The 23,613-nt window shown below is 68.1% G+C and carries 16 protein-coding genes; 11 read left to right on the forward strand and 5 right to left on the reverse strand.

What is annotated here, in order from left to right:
* Positions 1-15 precede the first annotated feature (15 nt).
* Positions 16-1,188 carry a zinc metallochaperone AztD gene (aztD, locus tag DL990_RS38770; RefSeq protein ID WP_125787626.1) on the forward strand — a complete coding sequence of 391 codons (1,173 nt, stop codon included), beginning with the start codon at positions 16-18 and terminating at the stop codon, positions 1,186-1,188.
* 598 nt (positions 1,189-1,786) lie between these two features.
* On the opposite strand, the gene DL990_RS38775 is transcribed toward aztD, so the two are convergent.
* Both DL990_RS38775 and DL990_RS38780 read right to left on the reverse strand, forming a co-directional pair.
* Positions 1,787-2,422 (reverse strand): response regulator transcription factor, encoded by a 636-nt coding sequence (locus DL990_RS38775; RefSeq protein WP_125801654.1) that lies wholly within the window; start codon positions 2,420-2,422, stop codon positions 1,787-1,789.
* Positions 2,419-3,594 (reverse strand): sensor histidine kinase, encoded by a 1,176-nt coding sequence (locus tag DL990_RS38780; RefSeq protein ID WP_125801655.1) that lies wholly within the window; start codon positions 3,592-3,594, stop codon positions 2,419-2,421. Before DL990_RS38780 ends, DL990_RS38775 begins: the two co-directional genes overlap by 4 nt.
* A gap of 171 nt (positions 3,595-3,765) precedes the next feature.
* Between DL990_RS38780 and DL990_RS38785 the strand changes: the two genes are divergently transcribed.
* The 7 genes from DL990_RS38785 to DL990_RS41625 all read left to right on the forward strand — a co-directional run bounded on the left by DL990_RS38785 (position 3,766) and on the right by DL990_RS41625 (position 17,510).
* Positions 3,766-4,848 carry an ABC transporter permease gene (locus tag DL990_RS38785; RefSeq protein WP_125787623.1) on the forward strand — a complete coding sequence of 361 codons (1,083 nt, stop codon included), beginning with the start codon at positions 3,766-3,768 and terminating at the stop codon, positions 4,846-4,848.
* Positions 4,845-5,534, forward strand: a complete 690-nt coding sequence (locus tag DL990_RS38790; protein ID WP_125787622.1) for an ABC transporter ATP-binding protein — start codon at positions 4,845-4,847, stop codon at positions 5,532-5,534. Before DL990_RS38785 ends, DL990_RS38790 begins: the two co-directional genes overlap by 4 nt.
* A 390-nt stretch (positions 5,535-5,924) precedes the next feature.
* Complete coding sequence (locus tag DL990_RS38795) at positions 5,925-7,187, forward strand: aspartate kinase (protein ID WP_255431432.1); 1,263 nt, start codon at positions 5,925-5,927, stop codon at positions 7,185-7,187.
* Positions 7,184-11,251, forward strand: coding sequence for a Pls/PosA family non-ribosomal peptide synthetase (locus DL990_RS38800; protein ID WP_125801656.1), 4,068 nt, complete (start codon positions 7,184-7,186; stop codon positions 11,249-11,251). The genes DL990_RS38795 and DL990_RS38800 overlap by 4 nt, the downstream gene beginning before the upstream one ends.
* Before the next feature lie 125 nt (positions 11,252-11,376).
* Entirely contained in the window at positions 11,377-12,141 is a 765-nt protein-coding gene (gene map / locus DL990_RS38805; RefSeq protein ID WP_125801657.1) for a type I methionyl aminopeptidase, read from the forward strand.
* A 254-nt stretch (positions 12,142-12,395) separates the two neighbouring features.
* Positions 12,396-17,246, forward strand: coding sequence for a DUF6531 domain-containing protein (locus tag DL990_RS38810; RefSeq protein WP_125801658.1), 4,851 nt, complete (start codon positions 12,396-12,398; stop codon positions 17,244-17,246).
* A gap of 114 nt (positions 17,247-17,360) precedes the next feature.
* Positions 17,361-17,510 carry a hypothetical protein gene (locus DL990_RS41625; protein ID WP_199746781.1) on the forward strand — a complete coding sequence of 50 codons (150 nt, stop codon included), beginning with the start codon at positions 17,361-17,363 and terminating at the stop codon, positions 17,508-17,510.
* A gap of 18 nt (positions 17,511-17,528) precedes the next feature.
* Here DL990_RS41625 and DL990_RS38815 read toward each other — a convergent pair whose 3' ends face one another.
* On the reverse strand, positions 17,529-18,185 hold the full coding sequence (locus tag DL990_RS38815; protein ID WP_125787618.1) for a hypothetical protein: 657 nt from the start codon (positions 18,183-18,185) through the stop codon (positions 17,529-17,531).
* Positions 18,186-18,440: 255 nt separating this feature from the next.
* On the opposite strand from DL990_RS38815, the gene DL990_RS38820 reads away from it, so the two are divergent.
* Positions 18,441-18,806: a helix-turn-helix transcriptional regulator gene (locus tag DL990_RS38820; protein ID WP_125801659.1), complete on the forward strand. Its 366-nt coding sequence runs from the start codon at positions 18,441-18,443 to the stop codon at positions 18,804-18,806.
* A 396-nt stretch (positions 18,807-19,202) separates the two neighbouring features.
* On the opposite strand, the gene DL990_RS38825 is transcribed toward DL990_RS38820, so the two are convergent.
* Positions 19,203-20,168 carry a helix-turn-helix domain-containing protein gene (locus DL990_RS38825; protein WP_125801660.1) on the reverse strand — a complete coding sequence of 322 codons (966 nt, stop codon included), beginning with the start codon at positions 20,166-20,168 and terminating at the stop codon, positions 19,203-19,205.
* Positions 20,169-20,288: 120 nt separating this feature from the next.
* On the opposite strand from DL990_RS38825, the gene DL990_RS38830 reads away from it, so the two are divergent.
* Both DL990_RS38830 and DL990_RS38835 read left to right on the forward strand, forming a co-directional pair.
* Complete coding sequence (locus tag DL990_RS38830) at positions 20,289-20,915, forward strand: cysteine hydrolase family protein (protein WP_125787615.1); 627 nt, start codon at positions 20,289-20,291, stop codon at positions 20,913-20,915.
* 37 nt (positions 20,916-20,952) lie between these two features.
* On the forward strand, positions 20,953-22,692 hold the full coding sequence (locus tag DL990_RS38835) for a pyruvate dehydrogenase (RefSeq protein WP_125801661.1): 1,740 nt from the start codon (positions 20,953-20,955) through the stop codon (positions 22,690-22,692).
* Positions 22,693-22,921: 229 nt separating this feature from the next.
* Here DL990_RS38835 and DL990_RS38845 read toward each other — a convergent pair whose 3' ends face one another.
* Entirely contained in the window at positions 22,922-23,497 is a 576-nt protein-coding gene (locus tag DL990_RS38845) for a TetR/AcrR family transcriptional regulator (RefSeq protein ID WP_125787613.1), read from the reverse strand.
* Positions 23,498-23,613: the final 116 nt, after the last annotated feature.

A 23,613-nucleotide genomic window follows, 5' to 3' on the forward strand; every position in this document is an offset into this window, starting at 1 on the left:
GAAAGGCACAGTGAAATGGCACGGAAGACCCGATACCTCGCGCTGATGGCGACGACGGCGAGCACGCTCGCGCTCGCCGCCTGTGCGACCGAACAGCCGGCGGCGGAGGCCGGGAAGGGCGCGGCTCCGGCACCGGTCGTCGCCGATCCCGTGGCTGTCACCTATGACGGTGGCATCGTCCTCCTCGACGGGAAGACCTTGAAGGAGGCCAAGAACCTTCCGCTGGAGGGCTTCAACCGGCTCAACCCCGCCGGGAACGACCGGCACCTGCTTGTCTCGACGTCCACCGGGTTCCGGGTCCTGGACGCCGTCGGTGCCGTGCTGACGGACAACGAGGTGAAGGCGGCCAAGCCGGGACACGTCGTCCGGCACGCGGGCAAGACGGTGCTGTTCGCCGACGGGACCGGCGAGGTGACGGTCTTCGACCCGAAGACGATCGGCACCGCGGCCTTGCCCGCGCCGAAGCACAAGACGCCGGAAGCGCATCACGGCGTGGCCGTCGAACTCGCGAACGGCGAGCTGGTCACCACCGTCGGGAACAAGGACAAGCGATCCGGAATCGTGGTGCTGGACAAGGACAAGAAGGAGATCGCCCGCAACGAGCAGTGCCCCGGCGTGCACGGTGAAGCCGCCGCGCGTGGCGAAGCGGTCGTGGTCGGATGCCAGACCGGTGTGCTGATCTACCGCAACGGTGCCATCACCAAGGTGACCAGCCCGGATCCCTACGGCCGCATCGGGAACCAGGCGGGTTCGGACGTCTCCCCGATCACCTTGGGCGACTACAAGGTCGACGAAGCGGCCGAGCTCGAACGCCCGACCCGGATTTCCCTGATCGACACTGAGAAGGCGACGCTCAAGCACGTCGACATCGGGACCAGCTACACCTTCCGGTCGCTGGCCCGCGGCCCGCAGGGCGAGGCGCTGGTGCTGGGCACCGACGGTCAAATCCACGTCATCGACCCGGTGAGCGGTGCCGTGACGCGGAAGATCGCCGTCCTCGGAACCTGGCAGGAACCGATCGAGTGGCAGCAGCCGCGTCCGGCGATCTTCGTCCGGGGCGGAACCGCCTACGTCACCGATCCTGGCAAGAAGGAGATCCACTCGGTCGACCTCGCCTCGGGCACGAAGACCGCGACCGGCACGATTCCGGGAACGCCGAACGAGGTGAGCGGCGTCCTCGGGCACTGACCCACTCGTGAGTGGTAAGGAAGGTTCTAACCGTTCTTACCGCTCACGAGACGCGAGGATGTGCGGACGGCTCCTTCAGCGCTTCCGATGGTCCCGGCGCCGAGCTCTTATGTCGTGAAGGGCACCTTTGAGACCTTCATCGTCTCAAAGGTGCCCTTCACGACATCCCGACGACCGCGACCACTTACGTGAGCGCCTGACTGGAGTCCTTCACAGACTCGCGAGACCGGCTCACCTGCCGTAGTACCTAAGACAACCTTGGCTCTGACCGTCCTTACCACTCACGAGCCCTGACCGGTCGGTACCGGTGCCCTCTTGCCCGGCCTGAGGTACATGAAGGACTCCTTCCTTGCGCCTGGCGCAAGGAAGGGGGCCTTCATGTACTCGGCAAGGTGTGAAGGTCGAGTTTCCTCGGCTGAGCCGAGGGAAGGGGGCCTTCACGCGCAGCCGCTGTGACTTGCTGGTGCAGGTGGGGCATATGTGGCGATCATCGAGTCCGTGAAGGCCTCCTTGAGGGACCCAGAGTCCCTCAAGGAGGCCTTCACGGACCGGGCCCGAGATCAAACCGCAGCCGGAATCCACGGGACTCGCGAGACGTTCACCGGCGGATGAGGCCGAGATCGGTCGCGGTGGCGACGGCGGCGGTGCGCGAGTCCACGCCGAGTTTGGTGTAGCTGCGGGCCAGGTGGGACTTCACGGTTCCTTCGGTCAGGTGGAGCCGCTCGGCGATGGCCCGGTTGGACAGACCGTCGGCGACCAGGACCAGTACTTCGATCTCGCGCAGCGTCAGCGCGGCCGAGGGCATCCGCATCCGGTTCATGAGCCGGTCGGCCACGGTCGGGGCGAGTGTGGTGCGTCCGGCGGCGGCGGTGCGCACGGCGGCCGCCAGGTTTTCGGGAGGGGCGTCTTTGAGGAGATAGCCGGTGGCACCCGCTTCGATGGCGGGCAGCGTGTCGGCGTCGGTGTCGAAGGTGGTGACGATCAGGACGCGAGGTGCGTCCGGCCGCGCGGTGATCACCGCGGTGGCTTCGGCCCCGGTCATGCCGGGGCCGAACCGCAGATCCATCAGCACGACGTCGATGTCGCCCTCGGCGGCGCGAGCCACCGCTTCCTCCGCGGTCGCGGCTTCGGCCGTGACGACGAGACCGGGTTCGGTTTCCAGCAAGGCGCGCAGTCCCGCCCGGACGATGGGGTGGTCGTCGGCCAGGAGCAGCCGGATCGGGGGTGAGGTCACGGGCGTTCCTCCGAATCGACGGGCAGCCGCACGGACAGGGTCGTGCCGTGGCCGGGGGAGGACTCGACGGTGAGCGTTCCGTCCAGTGCTTCGGTCCGCGTGCGCATCGCGCTGAGCCCGAAGCCGCTGTGCTCCGGGTGGAAGCCGATGCCGTCGTCGACGACCTCGAGGGTGGCGTGTTCCCCGAGGTAGCTCAAGGTGATCTCGGCGGTGGACGCGTCGGCGTGCCGGACTGTGTTCGCGAGGGCCGCCTGGCCGATGCGCAGCAACGTGACCTCGTGCGCGGTCGGCAGCGGAACGGGAGCCCCGGCGAGGCGGAAGCGTGCGATGAGCCGGTGCCGGGCGCTCGTGGTGGCGCAGAGCCGTTCCAGCGCGTCGGCCAGTGTGGTGTCGTCGAGCGCGGGAGGGGACAGGGCGACGACGAAGCGGCGGGCTTCGGCGAGGTTGTCCGCGGCCGCTTGACGTGCCTGCTCGACATACCGGGCGGCGTTCCCGGCGGTGTCGGGGAGAGTTCTCTCGGCGGCCCGCAACAGGAGTTGAATGCTCGACAGCCCTTGGGCGAGGGTGTCGTGGATTTCGTGGGCAAGCCGCTCCCGCTCGGCGAGCACTCCTGCCGCGTGCTGTGCCTCGGCGAGGTCGGCACGGGTGGCGGTGAGCTCCTCGATCAGGTCGCGGCGTTGTTCACTTTCGCGGTACAGCGCCTGGTATCCCCATACGACGGCGACCGCGACAGCGGCGCCGAGTGCCGGCCCGATCGCCGCCGCCGGGACGAAGGAACCCTGGTGGGCGGCGAACGCGGCGATGGCGGCCAACGCGGTCGCGATCACCGCGAACAGACCTTGACGGCGCGGAAGCAGATGCAACTGCAGGAAATACAGCGGGAAGGCGAGCCAGACACCGTCGGCGGTCAGCGCCAACAGGACCAGCCACACGATGCCCACGGCGATCAGCCACCACAGGGCAGCCTGCCGTGACGACCTGACGCGGGGCAGGAGCGGCCCGGCCGCGTACACCGCACCGCACACCAGCGCCGTCGCGACGACGGCCACCGCGTGGGCAGAGCCGCCGGCCACCGCCCGCGTGGCCGCCAACGCGAGCAGCGCGACGAACAGCAGGTGCAGACACCAGGTCAGCACCCGGCTGGTCGGGGTCAAAGCAGGCGTGGTGATCACAATGCGTCCAGATTACGGAGCAAGTTCGGCGAGCGCCTCTATCCAAAGGTAGAGGCGGCGTGCCGTCTTCCGACGGACGAAGTGCCATCTCCGGCCAGATGTCCTCGCCGGTCCCGGCGGCGATCGTGGAGAGGTACCCAGCCCACCTGCCGGAGAGGACAGACCAGAACCGTGTTCGTCGCCTGGAGAGACCTGAGATTCGCCAAGGGGCGGTTCGCCCTGATGGGTGCCGTCGTCGTGCTGATCACCCTGCTGGTCGGCCTGTTATCCGGGCTCACCGCGGGGTTGGGCGAGCAGAACATCTCCGCGATCACCGGCTTGCCCGCGGACAAGATCGTCTTCGCCGCTCCCGGTGACGGGCAGAGCCTTTCCTACGCCAACTCCGCTGTCACCGAGACACAACGACAGCGCTGGGCCGAGACCCCGGGCGTCACCGGCGCCGAACCCCTGGGCATCGCCACCACCAAGGCCACCGCGGGGAACCGCAGCGCCGGGATCTCCGTGTTCGGCGTGCGGACCGGTTCGGCACTCGCCCCGGACGGCGGGAGGATCACCGGTGATTCGGTGGTGCTGTCGACGTCCGCCGCCGAAGACTTGGGCGTGCGAAGCGGGGACACCATCACCGTGGCCGGACGTCCGCTGACGGTCGGCGCCGTGACCGGGGACGCCTGGTTCAGTCACACCCCGGTGGTGTGGGCGGCCCTCGACGTCTGGGCGAAGACGGCGCCGCCCTCGGGCGGCGAGCCGAGTGCGACCGTGCTCGCGCTGAACACCACCGCCGATGCCGATCTCGCGGCCACCGACCGCGCCGCCGGCACCCAGACGGTTTCGAAGAGCGACTCGTTGTCCGCGATCGGCTCCTACACCTCCGAAAACGGTTCACTTCAACTGATGCGCGGCTTCCTGTTCGCCATCTCCGCCCTCGTGATCGGCGCCTTCTTCACCGTCTGGACCATCCAGCGCAGCGGCGATATCGCCGTTCTCAAGGCGCTCGGAGCGAGTACGGCCTTCCTGCTGAAGGACGCGCTCGGCCAGGCTGTCGTACTACTCGTCGGCGGCACCGCCGTCGGAACCGGACTGGCCGTCGGCTTGGGGGCGGTCGTCGGCGGCTCCGCCGTGCCCTTCCTGCTGACACCCGCCACCGTTCTCGTCCCGGCCGCCGTGATGATCCTGCTCGGCGCGCTGGGGGCCGCGCTTTCCGTCCGCCGTATCACCTCCGTCGACCCGCTGACCGCACTCGGGAGTGCCCGATGAGTTTGAACTTGACCGGCATCACCCTCACCTATCCCGACGGCGACTCCCGCCTCACCGCACTCGACAACGTCACGCTGGACGTCCCCTCCGGCGCGCTCACCGCTGTCGCCGGGCCCTCCGGTTCCGGCAAGTCCAGCCTGCTCGCCGTCGCCGCCACACTCATCAGCCCGGACAGCGGGACCGTCACGATCGACGACACGGTGACCACCGGCCGGTCCCGCGCCGAACTCACCGAACTCCGCCGCCGCAAGATCGGGATCGTCTTCCAGCAACCGAATCTGCTGCCCTCCCTCACGGCGGCCGAACAACTTCAGGTCATGGCCCGGATCGACGGCCGCTCCCCGGCGGCGGCACGGGGTGTGGCGATGGACCTGCTCGACGCCGTCGGGCTCGCCCCGCAGGCCGGACGGCGCCCGCATCAGCTCTCCGGTGGGCAACGGCAACGGGTGAACATCGCGCGTGCGCTGATGAACGAACCCACCGTGCTGCTGGTCGACGAACCGACGAGCGCCCTCGACCACGACCGTGGCGCCGCGGTCATCGAGCTGATCACCCGCCTCACCCGCCAGCGGGCCACCGCCACCGTCCTGGTCACCCACGACCGAGTCCACCTCGCCGCGGTGGACAGGATCGTCGAAGTCCACGATGGACGGTTGGGCATTCCCTCGACGGCTGCGAACACGTAAAAGGATCCCGCGACTTCCAGGGAAGGGGAAGATTCGTTCCTTGCCGCGGTCGCACTTTCGAATTTCGAAGGCAATGGGAATACGTCATTCTTTCGGCCCGATTCCATCGAACTCGGCTGTTCGCAGCTATAACGTTGCGCGATGCTGTCAGGTTATGACCTGCGAGAAATGGACGACCGGTCTTTCGTACTTACGGAGGTACCCGTTCAAAGTTCCTCGCACTACTTTCCATTCCTGACAGCCCGACCGCGCAGACTGAGTCACGGAAGTCCTCTCTGGCGGGGACTTCGACGCCGATGTCGTAGATCCCGCCCTGCGTGAAGAATATTCGTTGCGGGCTGATTGTCCGAATTCGAACCCGGCCGCCGCGGCGATCCACTAAGGAAACTGGTGAATTCTTCTCCGGACCTCGAGCTCAGCCTGGACCTGCCTTTACGGAAGACGCGAAGCGAAGGGCCGGTCATACGGAAATACGGTGGCTCCTCGCTGGCCACGCCGGCAATGGTGAGCGACGTGGCCGCCGAAGTGGCCGCGATCGCCGAAGCGGGGAACCGGTTGGTCCTGGTCGTATCGGCGATGGGGGACACCACGGACAGGCTGATCGCCTTGGCCGGAGAGTTCGCCGAGCCACCGCATCCTCGAGAACTCGACCAGCTGATGGCGACAGGCGAACAGGTCTCCGCGTCGGTGATCGCCATGGCGCTGGCCGAGCGCGGGGTGCGGGCCGTGTCGTTGTCCGGTGACCAGGCGGGAATCGAGGTGACCGGCGAACCCGGGGCCGGGACCATCGTGCGGGTCGACCCCGGCAAGATCCTCACACGGCTGAGTGAATCGCAGGTCGTCGTGGTCGCGGGTTTCCAGGGACGGAACGCCGACGGCGAGCTGCTGACCCTGGGCAGGGGCGGTTCCGACACCACCGCGGTCGCGCTCGCGGCCGCGCTCGGCGGTGCCGAATGCGAGATCCGCACCGACGTCCACGGCGTTCGCACGGCCGACCCCAGGATCGTCCCGGACACGCGTCCCGTCCGGACGATCTCCTACGACACCATGGCCGAGCTCGCCGGGCTCGGCGCCCGCGTGCTGCATCCCAGATCCGTCGAGCTCGCGCGCCGCCACGGGCTGGCGGTGCGGGTGATGCACTCCTCGGACCCCGGCCCGTCCACCGTCGTCACGGAGGAGGAACCGTCCCTGGAAGGCACTCCCCGGGTCATCGGCATCGCACACGAACGCGAGGTGCGGCTGGTCAGGGTCGAGGTTTCCGCCGACGGCCCGGATCGGTACGCCCGCGTGCTCACGATGCTCGCGAGGTGCGGGGTGAGACCGGACAACTTGAGCTGGCCCGATCCCGGCGAACTCCGGTTCACCGTCCGGGGTTCGAAGCCTCGCCTCCCGATCGCCGAACTCGCGATGGAGCTGGACGCCCGCTCCTCGGTTTTCGACGAGCTCGGCTCGGTCTCCGTGGTCGGCACCGCGCTGCTCGACCACCCCGGGTTCCTGCCCGAGTTGCTGCGAGTCCTCGCCGACCACCGGGTCACGGTGCCGTCGTTGACGACGTCGCAGTCGCGGCTCACCGCAGTGATCCCCGCAGACGCCATCGACATGACGGTCCGCGCCCTTCATGACTCGTTCGGCTTGGCGGAGGACAGGACATGAGCCCGTACGGACAGCCGTCGGGCCTGTTCACCACCGATGGCCTGGTCCTGACCTGCGACGGCCACGAACAGCGGGTTCGATGGCAGGCCGGTGATCGGCTCGAGCAGTTGTACGAGCGGCTTTGCGACCGGCTGCGCGCAGAAGGCCTCGGAGATCGCCTCGCGGTGGATGCCGGGGACACGAAGCTCACCTTCGCCGGACTGGACGAGCGGGCCAATCGTCTCGCCCGCCACCTTCGAGCGCGCGGAGTGCGGCCCGGCGATCGGATCGGGCTGCTCTTCGACGAACCTGTTCATCCCTACGTCGCGATGCTGGCCGTGCTCAAGGCCAACGCGGCGTACGTGCCCTTGGACGCGGGTTTCCCGGACGACCGACTGGCGTACATCGTCCGCGACGCCGATGTCCGGCTGGTGGTGTCGATCTCCGGTCTGCGTGACCGGTTCGATCCGGGCAGCGTCGAGCTGGTCTGCCTCGACGAGGACGCGGACCGGATCGCCGCCCTTCCGGGTGAGCGGCTCATCGCGGCCGAGAAGGGCGCTCCGGCGGACGAACTCTGTTACGTCGTCTACACGTCCGGTTCGACAGGGCGGCCGAAAGGCGTGACGATCGACCATGCCTCGATCTGCAACTTCGTCAGCGTCGCGGCCGACGTCTACGGCATCCGGGGCGCCGACCGGATGTACCAGGGCATGACGATCGCGTTCGACTTCTCGGTCGAGGAGATCTGGGTGCCGTTGCTGTGCGGCGCGACGCTCGTGCCGAAACCCGGCGGCGCGGCCCTCGTCGGCCACGACCTTCTCGAATTCTTGCGGGAGAACCGGATCACCGCGTTGTGCTGCGTTCCGACCCTGCTGGCCAGCCTCGACGAGGACCTGCCGCGGCTGCGGTTTCTCCTGGTGTCCGGTGAAGCGTGTCCCGAAGACCTCGTGCGCCGCTGGTACCGAGCGGGAAGGCGGTTCCTCAACGTCTACGGCCCGACAGAGGCCACGGTCACCGCGACGTGGTCGGTGCTGCGGCCGGACCGGCCGGTGACCATCGGGGTGCCGCTGCCCACGTATTCGGTCGTCATCCTCGATCCGGACGAGCCGCGGGCACTGGCCGCGGGCGAACTGGGGGAGATCGGCATCGCCGGGATCGGCCTCGCCGGGGGGTACCTGAACCGTCCCGACCTGACCGAGCGGGCGTTCATCCCGGACTTCCTCGGCATCGGGCACAACCCGTCCCACCGCATCTACCGCACCGGAGACCTCGGCCGGATCACCCCGGACGGGGAGATCGAATACCACGGGCGTGCGGATACCCAGGTGAAGATCCGCGGCTACCGAGTCGAGCTGACCGAGATCGAATCGGTACTGCTCCAGATCCCCGGGATCGCCCAGTCGGTGGTCGAGACCCACCATCCCGACCCCGGCACGACCGAACTCGTCGCCTACTACAGCCTGCGACACGACAGGGCGGACATCGATCCAGGGGAGCTACGCCGTCGCCTGGCGGAACTGCTGCCCGGCTACATGGTGCCCGCCTATCTCGAACGACTCGACCACATCCCGCTGACACCGGCGGGCAAAGCCGACCGCAAGAATCTCCCGGCACCCAGCAGCCCGCGAACAACCGCGAGCGACGTCGGCTACGTGGCACCGGCCACCGAGACCGAGCTCCACCTGGCGGAGGCCTTGGGGCGGGTACTCGGGATCGAGCGGATCTCGGCGACGGGACATTTCTTCGACGACTACGGCGCCGACTCTCTGCTGCTGGCCAAGTTCTGCGCCCTGGTCCGGGAACGCGGCGACGTCGCGCCGTTGTCGGCGAAAGACGTCTACCTCAACCCCACTGTTCGCGGTCTCGCCGAGTCGGTTTCTACGTCGGTCCAGGTCACGGTCGTTCGTGCCGAGGAGCCGCGCCGGGCTTCCACGGCGTCGTATGTCCTCTGTGGAGTGTTCCAGCTCCTGGCCTTCCTCGCCTACGCCGCCGGTTCCGGCTGGATCCTGGACACGGGATTCACCTGGCTCGCCGCCGCGACCGGACTCGTCGACGGCTACGCGCGTGCCGTCGGGCTCGGTCTCGCCGTGTTCGTCGTCCTCTCCGTGGTGCCGATCCTGGCGAAGTGGGCGCTCGTCGGACGATGGCAGCCGGCGGAGATCCCGCTGTGGAGCCCCGGCTATCTGCGCTTCTGGACAGTCAAGACACTGATCAGGTTCAGCCCGCTGATGCTGTTCACCGGCACGCCGTTGTACTCCTGCTATCTGCGGGCGCTCGGCGCGGACATCGGCAAGGGCGCCGTGATCCTGTCCCGGAACCTGCCGGTCTGCACCGATCTGCTCAGCATCGGCGACGGGGCCGTCATCCGGAAGGACGCCTACTTCTCGTGCTACCGCGCCAGGGCGGGCAGGATCCAGACCGGCCGGGTCACCCTCGGCGACAACGCCTTCGTCGGTGAGATGACCGTGCTCGACATCGGCACGACGCTGGGAGACAACGCACAACTGGGCCACTCGTCGTCCTTGAACGCCGGACAGTCCGTCCCCGACGGCGAGAGCTGGCACGGGTCACCCGCCCGTCTCTCGACCGTGGACTACCGGGCGTTGCCGATCGTCGCACGTGGCAGGCTCAGGCCGTTCGTCTTCAGCGCGTCCAGCCTGCTGCTCCTGCTGCTGGTGACGCTTCCCGTGACGCTGGGCGGCGCGGACGTGCTCGCCGAGCGACTGTTCACGAAGACGGTGGACTTCACGAGCTGGGCCTTCTACCGCGGCCAGATCGCCGACTCGGCGCTGGTGTACTTCGGGGCACTGTGCGCCGGGCTGGCCGTCGTCCTCACGATCCCACGTCTGCTCGGCCTGTTCCTCCGGCCGGACCGGGTCTACCCGCTCTACGGGAGGCATTTCGCGATCCAGCGGCTGATCGCGCGGCTGACAAACCTCCGTGCGTTCACCTACCTCTTCGGCGACAGCAGCTACATCGTGCACTACCTGCGCGCGTTGGGGTACGACCTGTCGGAGGTCCAGCAGACCGGATCCAACTTCGGGGTCGAGGTCAAGCACGAAACGCCGTTCCTCAGCACGGTCGGTACCGGGACGATGGTCTCGGACGGCCTTTCGCTGCTCAACGCGGACTTCTCGGCCTCGTCGTTCCGGCTGCGCAGGACTTCCGTGGCACCACAGGCGTTCCTGGGCAACGAGATCGCTTATCCACCGGACGCGCGGATCGGCCGGAACTGCCTGCTGGCCACCAAGGTCCTCGTGCCCTTGGACGGGCCGATCAGGGAGAACGTCGGCCTGCTCGGGTCACCCGCGTTCGAGATCCCCCGGACCGTCCGCCGTGACACCGGTTTCGACCATCTCAGTACCGGGGACGCCCTGCGCCGTGGCCTGCGAGCGAAAAACCGGCACAACACCGTCACCATCTTCGTCTACCTGCTGGTGCATTGGCTCCACCTGCTCGGGGTCCTGCTGATCGGCGCGGCCGCCGGTGCCCTGCACGAGCGGCTCGGCCCACTCGCCATCGGCGCCGGCATCGTGGCGACACTGGTGTTCTCGGTCTCCTTCCTCATGCTGGCGGAACTCGGCGTGCAGGGCTTCCGGTCGATGCGGCCGCGGTTCTGCTCGATCTACGATCCGGCCTTCTGGCGGCACGAGCGGTTCTGGAAGCTCAGCCCCGCTCGCTACCTCGCGTTGTTCGACGGGACTCCGTTCAAACCCTTCCTTCTGCGCTGCCTCGGCGTCCGGATCGGCCGGCGTGTCTTCGACGACGGATGCGCGATCCCCGAACGGTCCTTGGTGAGCATCGGCGACGACTGCGTGCTCAACCTGCACACCGTCGTCCAAGGACATTCGCTCGAAGACGGCCTGTTCAAGTCCGACTACGTCACCATCGGCGCGGGGTGCACGATCGGCACCGGCGCGTTCGTCCACTATGGAGTGACGATGGCGGACGGGGCGATCGCCGAGGCGGACGCGTTCCTGATGAAGGGCACCGCCGCCCTGGCCCGCACTCGCTGGCACGCCAATCCGGCGGTCGAACTCGACACGGCGGAAGAGAGCACCGCGGTGGCAAGGAGACTGTCATGACGCACGCCCCCACGGCGAGGCGGGCGCCGAGGTGATCGCGCGCCACAGGGCCACTGGTTGGTATTATTATACCGGCAAGTGCTAGGGTGCCGGTATAATAATACCACCGGCCACGCGAGGATCCCATGATCGAACTGAAGACGCCCGCCGAGATCGACCGCATGCACGTGACCGGGCGTTTCGTCGCCGAGGTGCTCACCGAGGTCGGCAGCATCGCCGACGTCGGCGTCAACCTGATGGACCTGGAACACCACGTGCGCGGCATGATCCAGCGGCGCGGGGCGGAGTCGTGCTACTGGGACTACGCGCCGTCCTTCGGCAAGGGCCCGTTTCGCAACGTCATCTGCCTGGCGGTCAACGACGCCGTCCTGCACGGCCTGCCCCACGACTACTCGCTGCGCGACGGAGACGTGCTCACCGCGGACCTGGCAGTGAAGATCGACGGCTGGGCGGCCGACTCGGCGCGCACGATCATCGTCGGGACGCCCGCCGAGGAGGACCTGCGGATCATCCACGCCACCGAGGAGGCCTTGGAGGCGGCGATCGAGGTGGCGCGTCCCGGCAACCGGCTGGGTGACATCTCCGCGGCCATCTGGGCGGTCGCCCGCGACTACGGCTATCCGGTGAACACCGAGTTCGGCGGCCACGGCATCGGCCGCACCATGCACGAGGAACTCCACATCCCCAACAAGGGCAAAGCGGGCCGCGGCCTGAAGCTCCAGGCGGGACTGACCGTCGCGCTCGAGCCCTGGTTCGCCCGCACGACGGACAAGATCATCTTCGACGACGACGGCTGGACCATCCGTTCCGCGGACGGTTCACGCACGGCCCACTCCGAACACACGGTGGCCATCACCGAAGACGGGCCCTTGGTGCTCACCCGGCGCTAGCACGAGACGCCCGTCGCCCCTCTGTCCACAAAGGACTCCGGGCGCGTCGAGTGATCTTCGGCACGCGCTTTGCCCTTTCGGGCAGCATCGATGTGCACAACAGGCAGCGTCACGGGCACGAACATCGGTGGCGTCTACAACATGTACTCGAGTGACACTCTGGGATATCGGCAGGGTGTCGGCTTCCCGGCACCGTGACGATCGCCTGAACCGGTGTCGACGGCGGTCGTTTCGGCTCATGCTTGAATCAAGTCATGAGCAATCCGTTGGTCGCGCCGGTCAAGGACTCGACGACTGCGGTGTCGGGCGTGCCGTTGCTGGAAGGCGCGCTCGACCTGAAGTCGGCGATCGAGAGCGGCGACTGGGCTTCGGTCGCCATGGGCGCGGTGGGCACCGCGCTGGACGCGCTGACGGCCGTGATGGACCCGTTCGGCGCGGTTCTCGCCGCCGGTGTGGGCTGGTTGATCGAGCACGTGGGCCCGTTGAAGGAGGCGCTCAACGCGCTCACCGGCAACGCGGACGAGATCGCGGCGCAGGCGGAGACCTGGACGAACATCGCCAAGGAACTCGGGACCGTTTCGATCGAGCTGGTGGATCTGGTCGAGAAGGATCTCGGTAGCTGGACGGGGGAGGCGGCCGACGCGTACCGCGAACAGGCCAAGAACACCTCCACGCTGATCGAGAGCGCGCAGAAGGGGAGCGAGGGCGCGGGCAGCGGGGTGAAGACGGCAGGGGAGGTCGTCGCCGCGGTCCGGACGCTGGTCCGGGACATCATCGCCGAACTCATCGGGCACCTGATCTCCTGGGCGCTGCAGGTGGTGTTCACGCTCGGCATCGGGTTGGCGTGGGTGGTACCGCAGGTGGTGGCGGCGGTGGCGAAGACCGCGTCGAAGATCGCCGGCCTCACCACGAAGCTGGTGAAGGCGCTCAAGGGCCTGGTCCCGTTGTTGAAGAAGGCGGGCGATCTGTTCGACGACGCCGGGAAGGCGTTGAAGAACCTCAAGGGCGGGACGGTCACGCCGTCCGGCAAGCCCAAGGACATCAACGTCAAATCCCCCGAGCCGAAGCCCAAACCCAAACCCGACGAGGAAGGCACCAGCCCCTCTGGCGACCACACCGGCCCATCCGGCGACAAGGGCGGCTCCGGCGGGGACAGAGGTGGTTCGGGCGGCGGGGACAGGAACGGCAACACCGGTCCGGCGGGGGACAATGTCACCCCATCGGGGGCGGGCGGCAGCCGTGGCGGCGGAAGCAACGGAAACCCGCCCCCGGCCCGCACCGACCCGCCGCCCAAGCAGTCCGCACCCGACGAGATGAACCTCTGTGGCGACCCGATCGACATCGCCACCGGCGAGGTCGTGATGGTGCAGGACGATCTGTCGCTGGCCGGACCGCTGCCGATCCGGATCCGCCGCACCCACATGTCGAGCTACCGGTCGGGCACCGGCTTCGGCCGCTCCTGGGCATCGACCGCTGATCTACGGCTGGAGCTCACCGCCGAACACGCCCGGTTCTTTTCCGACGACGGCACGGCGCCGACGTTCCCGTTGCCGGAGCCGGGGCGGCCGACGGAATCGACGGCCGGGCCTTCCCGAGCGCTGCTCGTGGACGAGGCCGGCACCTATCGGCTGGAGACCTGGGATTCCGGGATCACCCTGTACTTCGCTCCGGTCCCGGGTGCGCCGTCACGAGTGCTGCCGGTGACCGCGTTCGAGCTCGGCGAAGACGGGCCGCGGATCGAGGTGGACCACGACGCTGACGGCGCCGGCGCGCGCTGGCGGCATTCCGACGGGCGGGTACTGGAGATCGACCGCGCCCGCGGCCGGATCCAGGCCCTGCGGATGACCGATCCGGTGCACGGCCAGAACGTCTTCGTCATGCGCTATGGCTACGACGACGCGGGCAACCTCACCGAGGTGACCAACTCCTCCGGCCGGGCACTGCGGTTCGACTACGACCCCGACGGCAGGCTGGCGGAATGGCAGGACCGCAACGGGATCTGGTACCGCTACGTCTACGACGCGGCCGGACGCTGTGTGCGCACGGTCGGGGATCGCGGATTCCTCGACTGCACCTTCGAATACGAGCCGAAACGGACGCGCTACACGGATTCCCTCGGCCACGTCACGGTCTTCGAGCTCGACGCCGCGCATCACGTGGTGCGCGAGACGGATCCGCTCGGCGCGACCACCGTCTTCACCTGGGACGAGCGGGACAGGATGCGGTCGAAGACGGATCCGCTCGGCCGGACCACGCGGTTCAGCTACAATGCCGAGGGCGAGATCTCGAAGGTCACCCGGCCCGACAGCAGTGTGGTGCTGGTGAACCGGTCCGACGACGGCGCGGTCGACGGACTGGTGGCCGACGAAGGTGACCACACCCGTTACCGGGCCTACCCGGACGGTCTGGGGCCGGATCCGCGGCAGGATCCGGTCGGGGTTTCCGGCTCGATCAACCTCGAGACCGGCCCGGCATCCGACGACTCCGGGACCGAGGACCACGACCTGTTCGGCAGGCCGCGTTCGGTCCCGCACGGCAGGGGACGGGCCCGGATCGGCTGGACCGTGGAAGGGCTGCGGGCCTGGCGGGTCGGTTCGCTGAGCGAGCGGCAGAGCTGGCGCTACGACAGCGAAGGCAACGAGATCGAACACGTCGACCCGGCGGGGCGCACGACCCGCCGCGAGTACGGCCCATTCGACATGCTGACCGCGGAGATCGATCCGGCGGGTGGGCGCACCCAGTACACCTACGACACCGAGTTGCGGCCGGTCGTGGTGACCAACCCGAACGGGCTGACCTGGGCCTATGAATACGATCCCGCGGGCCGTCTCATCCGGCAGACCGACTTCGACGGCCGAGCGCATACCTACGCCTACGACGCGGCAGGCCAGCTGATCCGGTCCGTCGACCCCGCCGGGCGAGTCACGGAATACGGCTACGACCTGATCGGCAACCTGGTCCGGATCCGCACCGACGACACGGAGACCACCTACGCCTACGACGTGGTCGGCGAACTGGTCCGTGCGGACGACGGCGAGTCCGTAGTGGAGTTCGAACGGGACGACAACGGCCGGACGGTGCGCACGGTCACCGACGGGCTGGAAGTGGTCTTCGCGTACGACTCCGCGGAGGGGACGATCAGTCGTCGAACCCCTTCCGGCGCAACGAGTGTGTGGTCCTTCGACAAGGAGGAGCGGCCGAGCGCGCTGTCGACCGCCGAGCACGTCGTCGACTACGCCTACGACGCCGAGGGTCGTCCGATCGAGCGGCGCGTCGACCAGGGCGCCCGGTTGCGGCAGCAGTTCGACGCCGACGACCGGATCATCGGCCAGACCCTCACCGACGCGACAGGCGCCGTACTGCGGCACCGCGAGTTCGCCAGGTCGGCCGACGGCGACCTCACCGCGATCCGTGACGCCGCGGGAGGCGAATCCTTCGGACGCGACGCGGCCGGGCGGATCACCACCCACCTGGTCGACAACGTGCGCGAGGACATCGCCTACGACCAGGCGGGCAAGGTCGTGCAGTGGGCCACCACGACCATGGCTTATCCCGAAACCGGGCCGCGCACGTACGACCTCAACACGATCACCAGCGCCGGAGTGATCCGCTACGAGCACGACGGGAGCGGACGGCGTACCGCCCGGCACGAAGGTGACCGGATCTGGCGGTACGAGTGGGACGCGCGCAACCGGCTGACCGGGCTCACCACGCCGGACGGCCGCCGCTGGCGGTACCGCTACGACCCGCTCGGCCGTCGCACGGCGAAGGAACTGCTCGCCACGGACGGCCGGGTCGTCGAGCAGACGCGTTTCGTCTGGGACGGCAACTCGCTGATCGAGCAGGCGCACACCGGCCCGGCGGGTGCCACGGTCACTACCTGGGAGCGGCGGCCGGACACCGAGGAACCCGTCACCCAGACCGAACACGGCAACGCGCCGGCCCGGTTCCGCGCTTTCGTGAACGACTCCATCGGGACCCCGACCGATCTGCTCGACCCGTTCGGCACGCCGAGCTGGAGCGGCCGCTGGACGCTGTGGGGCTTGCCGTTGACCGGGTTCCCCGGCACGCCGCTGCGGTTCCCCGGCCAGTACCTGGACGCGGAAAGCGGACTGCACTACAACCTGCACCGCTATTTCGACCCGGCCACCGCGCGCTACCTCAGCCAGGATCCGCTCGGCCTCCCCGCCGGGCCCGATCCGGCCGGTTACCCGCATGACCCGACCTCGGGTTCGGATCCGCTCGGCCTGGTGTGGTGCGACAAGAAACGCAAGCACGTCGACGGTCCGGACACCAGCGGGACCGGGCACAACGCGGGCAACACCGGTGGCAGCGCGAAACGTCCGCGAACCGAGAACGACAACGCCAATCGCGGCGGCCGCACCAAGAACCAGGCGGGCACCACCGAAGAGGTCCGGGCCACCTACGACAAGAACTCCACTCGCGGGAAGGACTTTGTCAACACGCCTGACCCCAAGCAGGTCACCGACGTGGACGCGCTGAACAAGAACTCGATCATCCGCAACAAGACGGACCAGAACGGTGAGGTGTACGGGGAGAACAACCTGAGCGAGAAGCTGGTGGAGACCCTGGAGAACACCCCGAAGAAGAACCCTAAGCCGGGCGAGAGCCAGTTCCTCAGCGCCGACGAGAAGTGGATCCGCGGCCACCTCGAGAACGGTGACATGGGTGGGCCGGGCAACTCGGACAACATGATCCCGCTGACCCACACCGCGAACATGAACTACAAGAAGCTCGAATCGAGCCTCCAGACCTACGTCGACCTCAAAAACGCCCTGGGGAACCGGGACGCCTCCGACATCGGCATCGACTTCCGGGTCAAGCCCAGCGACGAGGTGAAGTTCCCCAAATCGGACAACGACTTCGAACGCGGCATCCGCGACCACGTCGAGATCAACACCCAGTACACCGGGATCACCCCGGACATCGCCAAACGGCTGATGGACAGCAAGATGGACGTCCCGCTGCCGGATCTGCCCCCGCTGGGGACCAAGTTCGACACCATCAGCGGCAAGTTCACCAAACCCGACGGCACCGAGTGGGTCAAGAACCCGAAGGGCCATGACCTCAGTCAATACCTGTGAGTGCGAGGCGCCCTGGAAAGTTTCGGCCGAAAGCTCCGAATACGGCCCGTCACCACGGCGGGGCCGTTAGAGTGAACGGTCGCTGTAGTCATCACCCTTGAGGAGTAGTAGTTCATGATCGCCGAGAGCGCGAACCAGCAGAGCGTGACCTTCCCGCAGGAAGCCACGCCGATCTTCGACCTGGTCGCGAAGATGGTGTCGCGCACGCAGACCGACGACGAGCACGACTTCGACCGCGAAGCCGGTCTGGCGACCACCGCGTAGCTTCCTGCCGAGAGAACGTCAATCAGACGGCGTGCCCGCGTGGACGCGGAGTTCCGCGGCCGTGCGGCGGGCGTGAGCGAGGCCGTCGAGGATCCATTGCGGGGGCTGCCGGTCGTTGGTCGCGATCCGCTCGTAGGCGGCGACCAGCCGTTCCGCGATCTTCAGCCGGGCGTCCGCGGCCGCCGGTTCGGGCCCCGTTTTGGTGTCGCCCTGCTCGGGCGGGATCGTGACCAGGGCGAGGTGTCCGGTCGGTGAAGGGGTCTCTCCCGTCGAGGACCCGGCGGTGGTGTCGGGATGCGGTTCCGAGCCAGACAACCGCCGGACGCGGAAGGACGTCCGCTCGGTGTTGTCCGGCACACCTTCACGGCGGGAGTCCTGTGACGGAAAAGGATCCGCCCGGAATCGCGCGACCGCGGGCCCGTAGCGGGTTCGCACGGACCGTGGTGTCTCCCCGTCGAGCCCGTACGCGACCTCCTGCCAGGTCTTCCCGTCGAGCCTCGCGGCGACCACGGCGGCCTCGACGATCTGCTGCGTCAACCCGACCAGACCGGAGTGATCCGAGGCGGAGTCCGCCCGGGCGGCGTTCGCGGCCAGGTCGGCGAGCTCCGCCGCGAGCGCGGCGAGGACCAGATGCGCCCGGCTGGCCGCGGCCGGGACCGAGTGCCGTGTGGTCACCGCCCACTCCTCGCGGACGGCCGGGGGATCGACAAGAGGCTCGCGGAATCCCGCATGCCGTGACTCACAGGTGTTCTCACCTTTCTCTGATGTGCAGATTTGCATAAATGTGCAATTTTTCGCGCTGAAGAAACGCGGCCGTGCCCTGATCGGGTGTGGTCGCTGCGGTTCCGCGCGGGGTGCGGTTCAGTGGACCGTGTGGTCGGGCACGATCGAGGTCATCCGGACGGCAGGACCTGCGAGGGAGGGATGCCGATGAACAGGCCCCTGTACCAGGCGAAGGCGGAGCTCTTCAAAACGCTGGGCCACCCCGTCCGGATCCGGGTGCTCGAACTGCTCGGCGAGCGCGACCATCACGTCTCGGAGCTGCTCGCCGACCTTGGCATCGAGCCGGCCAACCTGTCCCAGCAGCTCGCGGTGCTGCGCCGGGCCTATCTGGTGGTGCCGCACAAGGAGGGCACGACCGTGTCGTACTCCCTCGCCAGTCCGTCGATCACCGAGCTGCTCGCCGTCGCGCGCGGGATTCTGACCGGGGTCATCACCGGCAGGCTGGAGTTGCTCGACGATCTGCGGAATTCGGCGGATTTTCCCGGAGACGTGAATTCATTGGAAATCGACTGAAGGCGCGCACGTACGCGGTCGTCATCGATTTTCCTGAGCGGCATCGGTGTTGTTCTCGGTCAATTCGGAATTATCCTCGCCGCCGCGGGGGAGTCCGCCATCACCGGCGGCCGCCCTCCTCGTCTCCTCGACCAGGGAGTCGAAGATGGGGGTCCCGCACAGTTCCACATGATCCTCCGTCAGAACGGTTCTCGTGCCGGGGTCATCTTGCCTTGGAGTGGGTTCTTCGATCCAGTTCCGCCAGGCAATGCACTCGATTGAGCTCACCCTCTGGGGTGAGCTATTCGCCGATGCGAAAAGCAAGTGTAGGGCATGGCTCTTTCCGAGCTCGCACGGCATCGCCGGTTCGCGGAAATAATGATTCCGCTTTCCGGCGGGGCGCGGGAAAAGGATTTCTCAGTGGACAGCCGCACTGCCGGAGAACTCGACCCGGTAGCGGGTCGGTGTGGTGCCCAGCGCGGCGGCGAAGTGCTCACGAAGACGGGCGGGCGTCCCGAAGCCGGACTGCGCGGCGATGGCGTCGATGCCGAGCGCGGTCGTTTCGAGAAGGTGCCTGGCCCGCGCGAGGCGTTGTGCGACAAGCCAGTTGTGGACGGTGGTCCCGGTGCGGGCACGGAACGAGCGGGTGAAGGTGCTCCGGCTCAGATGCGCACGGGCGGCGAGCCCGTCGATGGTGTGCGGTACGTCCAACCGGGACTGCGCCCAGCTCATCACCTGGGTCAGCGGATCGTTGTCCGGCGCGGGAACGGGAAGCTCGATGAACTGGGCCTGGCCGCCGGGGCGATGGGGCGCGGCGACGATCCGGCGCGCGACGCCGTTCGCGACGACCTGACCGGCCGTGCGGGCGAGCAGGTGAAGACAGGTGTCGATTCCGGCGGTCGCACCCGCGCCGGTCACGACGTCGCCTTCGTCGACGTACAGCTCTTCGGGGCGCAGCTCCACGGCTGGGAAGCGCCTCCGGAACGTTCCGACCCATTTCCAGTGGGTGGTCGCGGCGCGCCCGTCGAGGATGCCTGCGTCGGCGAGCGCGAAGACTCCCAAGCAGAGTCCGACGACAAGCGCTCCGCGTTCGTGAGCGGCGCGCAAAGCGGCGGCGACGGGCGAAGGTGTCGGGGCTTCCGGGTCGGACCACCACGGCACGACGACGATGTCGGCCCTCGTGAGCGCGTCAAGGCCTGCGGGCACGTCGATCGCGTAACCGCCGCTCGTGGCGAGACGACCCGGCTCGACGGCGACGACCGTGATCGGCCACGGCTCCATGTCGCCCGCCGGAGTCTCAGGTCCCCACACCAGGGATGGCACGGCGAGATGGAACGGGCTGACCCCCTCGAACGCCAGGACGGCCACCTGTGGAGCACTCATCGATCTCTCTCCTCGCGGATGTCGGCCGATCTCGACCACAGCCGACCCGAATCCGTATCCCAGTATCGGATCGGGTCAGCCACGATGGTAACCGTACCGACGGAAAGCGAAGGAAACACGATGACCAGCACCACTCTCCGCGAGATCAGCACCCTGCCGACGACTCCCGCGACGCTCTCGGACGCGACGGTGATCCTCGTCGACTACCAGAACACCTACACGCGCGGCGTGATGGAACTCGACGGCTGGGAAGCGGCGCTCGACGAGGCGGCCACCCTGCTGGCGCGCGCCCGTGCCGAGGGCGCGACGGTCATTCACGTCAAGCACGACGGCGGCGAGGGCAGCCCGTACGACCTTCAGCAGGACATCGGCCAGATCCACGAACGGGTCGCGCCCGCGCCGGGCGAGGAGGTCGTGGTGAAGACCGCGCCGAACTCGTTCGTCGGCACCCCGCTGGGAGAATTGGTCGACGCGGCCGGACACCAGAACGTCGTCGTGGCCGGGTTCATGACCCATATGTGTGTCACGTTCACCGCGGAAGGCGCGTTCCTGCGTGGAAACGCCCCGACCGTGGTGGCGGCCGCCTGTGCGACGCGCGCGCTCCCGTCCGCCGTCGGCCCGGTGACCGCCGCGGAGCAGCATCGTTCCGCCCTCGCCACGATCGGTGATCTCTATGCCGTCGTGGTCGGTTCTTCGGCCGACCTAGCGCCCAGGTCCTGCGAGGCGGGGCACTCACGTGGATCATGAAGGACAGTCCCGCCGCCGGAGTATCGAAGGGGTCCTGATGGCCAAGCCCAACGTCGCCGAGCAGTTCGTCCAAGTCCTGGTGCAGGCCGGGGTGGAGCGGATCTACGGCGTGGTCGGAGACAGCCTCAACCCCGTCGTCGACGCCATCCGCCGCACCCCGGGCATCGAGTGGGTGCACGTACGGAACGAGGAGGCCGGCGCGTTCGCCGCGGCCGCCGAGGCCCAGCTGACCGGAAAGCTCGCGGTGTGCGCCGGCAGCTGCGGTCCCGGCAACACGCATCTGGTGCAGGGTCTTTACGACGCGCACCGCACCGGTGCCCCGGTTCTCGCGCTCGCCTCGCATATCCCGTCCGCCCAGATCGGGACCGGGTTCTTCCAGGAGACCCATCCCGAACGGCTGTTCGTCGACTGCAGCGGCTACTGCGAGCAGATCAGCAGGCCCGCTCAAATGCCAAGGGTGCTGCGGATCGCCATGCAGCACGCGTTGTCCCGCGGCGAGGTGTCGGTGCTCGTGCTGCCCGGCGACGTCGCGCACCTCGAGGCCGCGGCGCCCACCGGGAGCGGCGTGCCGGTCACCGAACACGGGACGGTCATGCCGCCCGAATCCCAAGTGGCACGGCTCGCCGAGTTGATCAACGAGGCCGAAACCGTCACGGTGTTCGCCGGCGCCGGGGTGCGCGGCGCCCACGCCGAGGTGATGGAACTGGCCGAGACCGTCCAAGCACCGGTCGGCCACAGCCTGCGCGGCAAGGAGTGGATCCAGTACGACAACCCCTACGACGTCGGAATGAGCGGGCTGCTCGGCTACGGCGCCTGCTATCGGGCCATGCACGGCGCCGATCTGCTGCTCCTGCTCGGCACCGATTTCCCTTACGATTCCTTCCTTCCCCAGGCCCGGACCGTGCAGGTCGACCACGACGCGACCCGGCTCGGCCGTCGCACCCCGCTGGAACTGGCGGTGCACGGCGACGTACGGGAGACGCTGCGAGCGGTGCGGCCGCTCCTGCGACGCAAGACCGATCGGACCTTCCTGGACCGCATGCTGCGTGAGCACTGCAAAACGCTGGAGCAGGTCGTGGACGCCTACACCCGCAACGTCGAACGGCACGTCCCCATCCACCCGGAGTTCGCCGCGGATCTGCTGGACGAACTCGCCGCGGACGACGCGATCTTCACCGTGGACACCGGCATGTGCAATGTGTGGGCGGCCAGGTACCTCACACCCAACGGGCGGCGCCGGGTCATCGGGTCGTTCCTGCACGGCACCATGGCCAACGCGCTGCCACACGCCATCGGCGCACAGTTCGCCTACCCGGGACGTCAGGTCGTGTCGATGTCCGGCGACGGTGGGCTCGGCATGCTGCTCGGCGAACTGCTCACCGTGGCCTTGCACGACCTTCCGGTCAAGATCGTGACGTTCAACAACTCCTCACTGGGCATGGTGAAACTGGAGATGCTGGTCGACGGCCTGCCCGACTATCAGACCGACCACCGGCCGGTCGACTTCGCCGCCATCGCCAGTGGCGCCGGTCTGCGAGCCGAGCGGGTGACCGACCCGACCCGGCTGCGCGCGGCTCTCAAGGAAGCGCTGAGCCACGATGGCCCCGCACTGGTGGACGTCGTGACCGACCCGAACGCGCTGTCCGTCCCGCCGCACATCACCGCCGGGCAGCTCGGCGGATTCGCGTTGGCCGCGAGCAAGGTCGTCCTCGAAGGCGGTGTCGGCCGGATGATCGACCTGGCCCGCGCGAACCTCCGCAACATCCCTCGGCCCTGAGCGGACACAGGTGCGTCCTATGTGGACGGTCTGCGGGCCGCCAGAAGTCCGTGAAGGCCTCCTTGAGGGACCCAGAGTCCCTCAAGGAGGCCTTCACGGACCTTCGGCAGCCGACCCGGCGCGTCAGGTTTGCTGCTTTCAGTAGCCTGAATTGGCCTCGTGAACCGCGCAAATCAGGCACCGGCCCCTCGAAAGGGCCTCTTGTGGACAGGGGAAAAGATGAGCAGCGTCAGGATCGGTCGGTGCCCATCCCACGCCACAGCAGATCGAGGAGACTCGCGACGTCGCGCCGCCACTCACCGTTCGGGTCGAGGTACAGCAGGCCGCCCAGTCCACGCAGGACGGTCTCGGGCTTCAGATCCGGGCGGACGGTGCCGGCGTCGATATTCGCCTGCAACAGCTTGAAGACCGCGCCGACCATGGCCTCGTAGGCCCCCGCGGGCAGCTCGCCGCGCGAAGCCGTCGCGGCGCGAAGGGCGTCGGCGAGCCCGCGTTTGGTCATCATGTAGTGCGCAAGGTGGTCGGTGGTCCACGTCCGGAAAGCCTGCTCTGGTGGGAACTTCTCGAGCAGGCTCGGCACGATGTCGACGAGCTGGCGTACTTCGCGCTGGTAGACCGCCAGGATGAGGGCTTCCGGGGTGGGGAAATGCCGGTACACCGTGCCGACACCGACCTCGGCCTGTTTCGCGATGGCGTTGAACGAGACCTCACCCGAGCCTGCCAGTGACTTCGCCGCGGTGGCGAGGATGCGCTCGTGGTTGCGCCGGGTGTCCGCGCGCCGGGGGTTGACCGATCCCGTCGTCATCTTCCCTCCCGTCCGCCGATCCCGTTCTCCGGTGAAATGTAGCCGAGGAACCCGGGCGACCTGGAGTGACTCCAGGGGGAGCATCGACATTGCCAAGCGGATTGTAATCCGCTAAC

Origin of the sequence: Amycolatopsis sp. WAC 01416, assembly GCF_003947485.1 — a bacterium.
Lineage (GTDB): Bacteria > Actinomycetota > Actinomycetes > Mycobacteriales > Pseudonocardiaceae > Amycolatopsis.

What these genes read in the sequence shown, in the direction of transcription:
- DL990_RS38825 (WP_125801660.1), bottom strand. Translation starts at nt 20,168, where the DNA reads ATGAGTGCTCCACAGGTGGCCGTCCTGGCGTTCGAGGGGGTCAGCCCG.
- DL990_RS38830 (WP_125787615.1), top strand. Translation starts at nt 20,289, where the DNA reads ATGACCAGCACCACTCTCCGCGAGATCAGCACCCTGCCGACGACTCCC.
- aztD (WP_125787626.1), top strand. Translation starts at nt 16, where the DNA reads ATGGCACGGAAGACCCGATACCTCGCGCTGATGGCGACGACGGCGAGC.
- map (WP_125801657.1), top strand. Translation starts at nt 11,377, where the DNA reads ATGATCGAACTGAAGACGCCCGCCGAGATCGACCGCATGCACGTGACC.
- DL990_RS38835 (WP_125801661.1), top strand. Translation starts at nt 20,953, where the DNA reads ATGGCCAAGCCCAACGTCGCCGAGCAGTTCGTCCAAGTCCTGGTGCAG.
- DL990_RS38820 (WP_125801659.1), top strand. Translation starts at nt 18,441, where the DNA reads ATGAACAGGCCCCTGTACCAGGCGAAGGCGGAGCTCTTCAAAACGCTG.
- DL990_RS38790 (WP_125787622.1), top strand. Translation starts at nt 4,845, where the DNA reads ATGAGTTTGAACTTGACCGGCATCACCCTCACCTATCCCGACGGCGAC.
- DL990_RS38810 (WP_125801658.1), top strand. Translation starts at nt 12,396, where the DNA reads ATGAGCAATCCGTTGGTCGCGCCGGTCAAGGACTCGACGACTGCGGTG.
- DL990_RS38800 (WP_125801656.1), top strand. Translation starts at nt 7,184, where the DNA reads ATGAGCCCGTACGGACAGCCGTCGGGCCTGTTCACCACCGATGGCCTG.
- DL990_RS41625 (WP_199746781.1), top strand. Translation starts at nt 17,361, where the DNA reads ATGATCGCCGAGAGCGCGAACCAGCAGAGCGTGACCTTCCCGCAGGAA.
- DL990_RS38845 (WP_125787613.1), bottom strand. Translation starts at nt 23,497, where the DNA reads ATGACGACGGGATCGGTCAACCCCCGGCGCGCGGACACCCGGCGCAAC.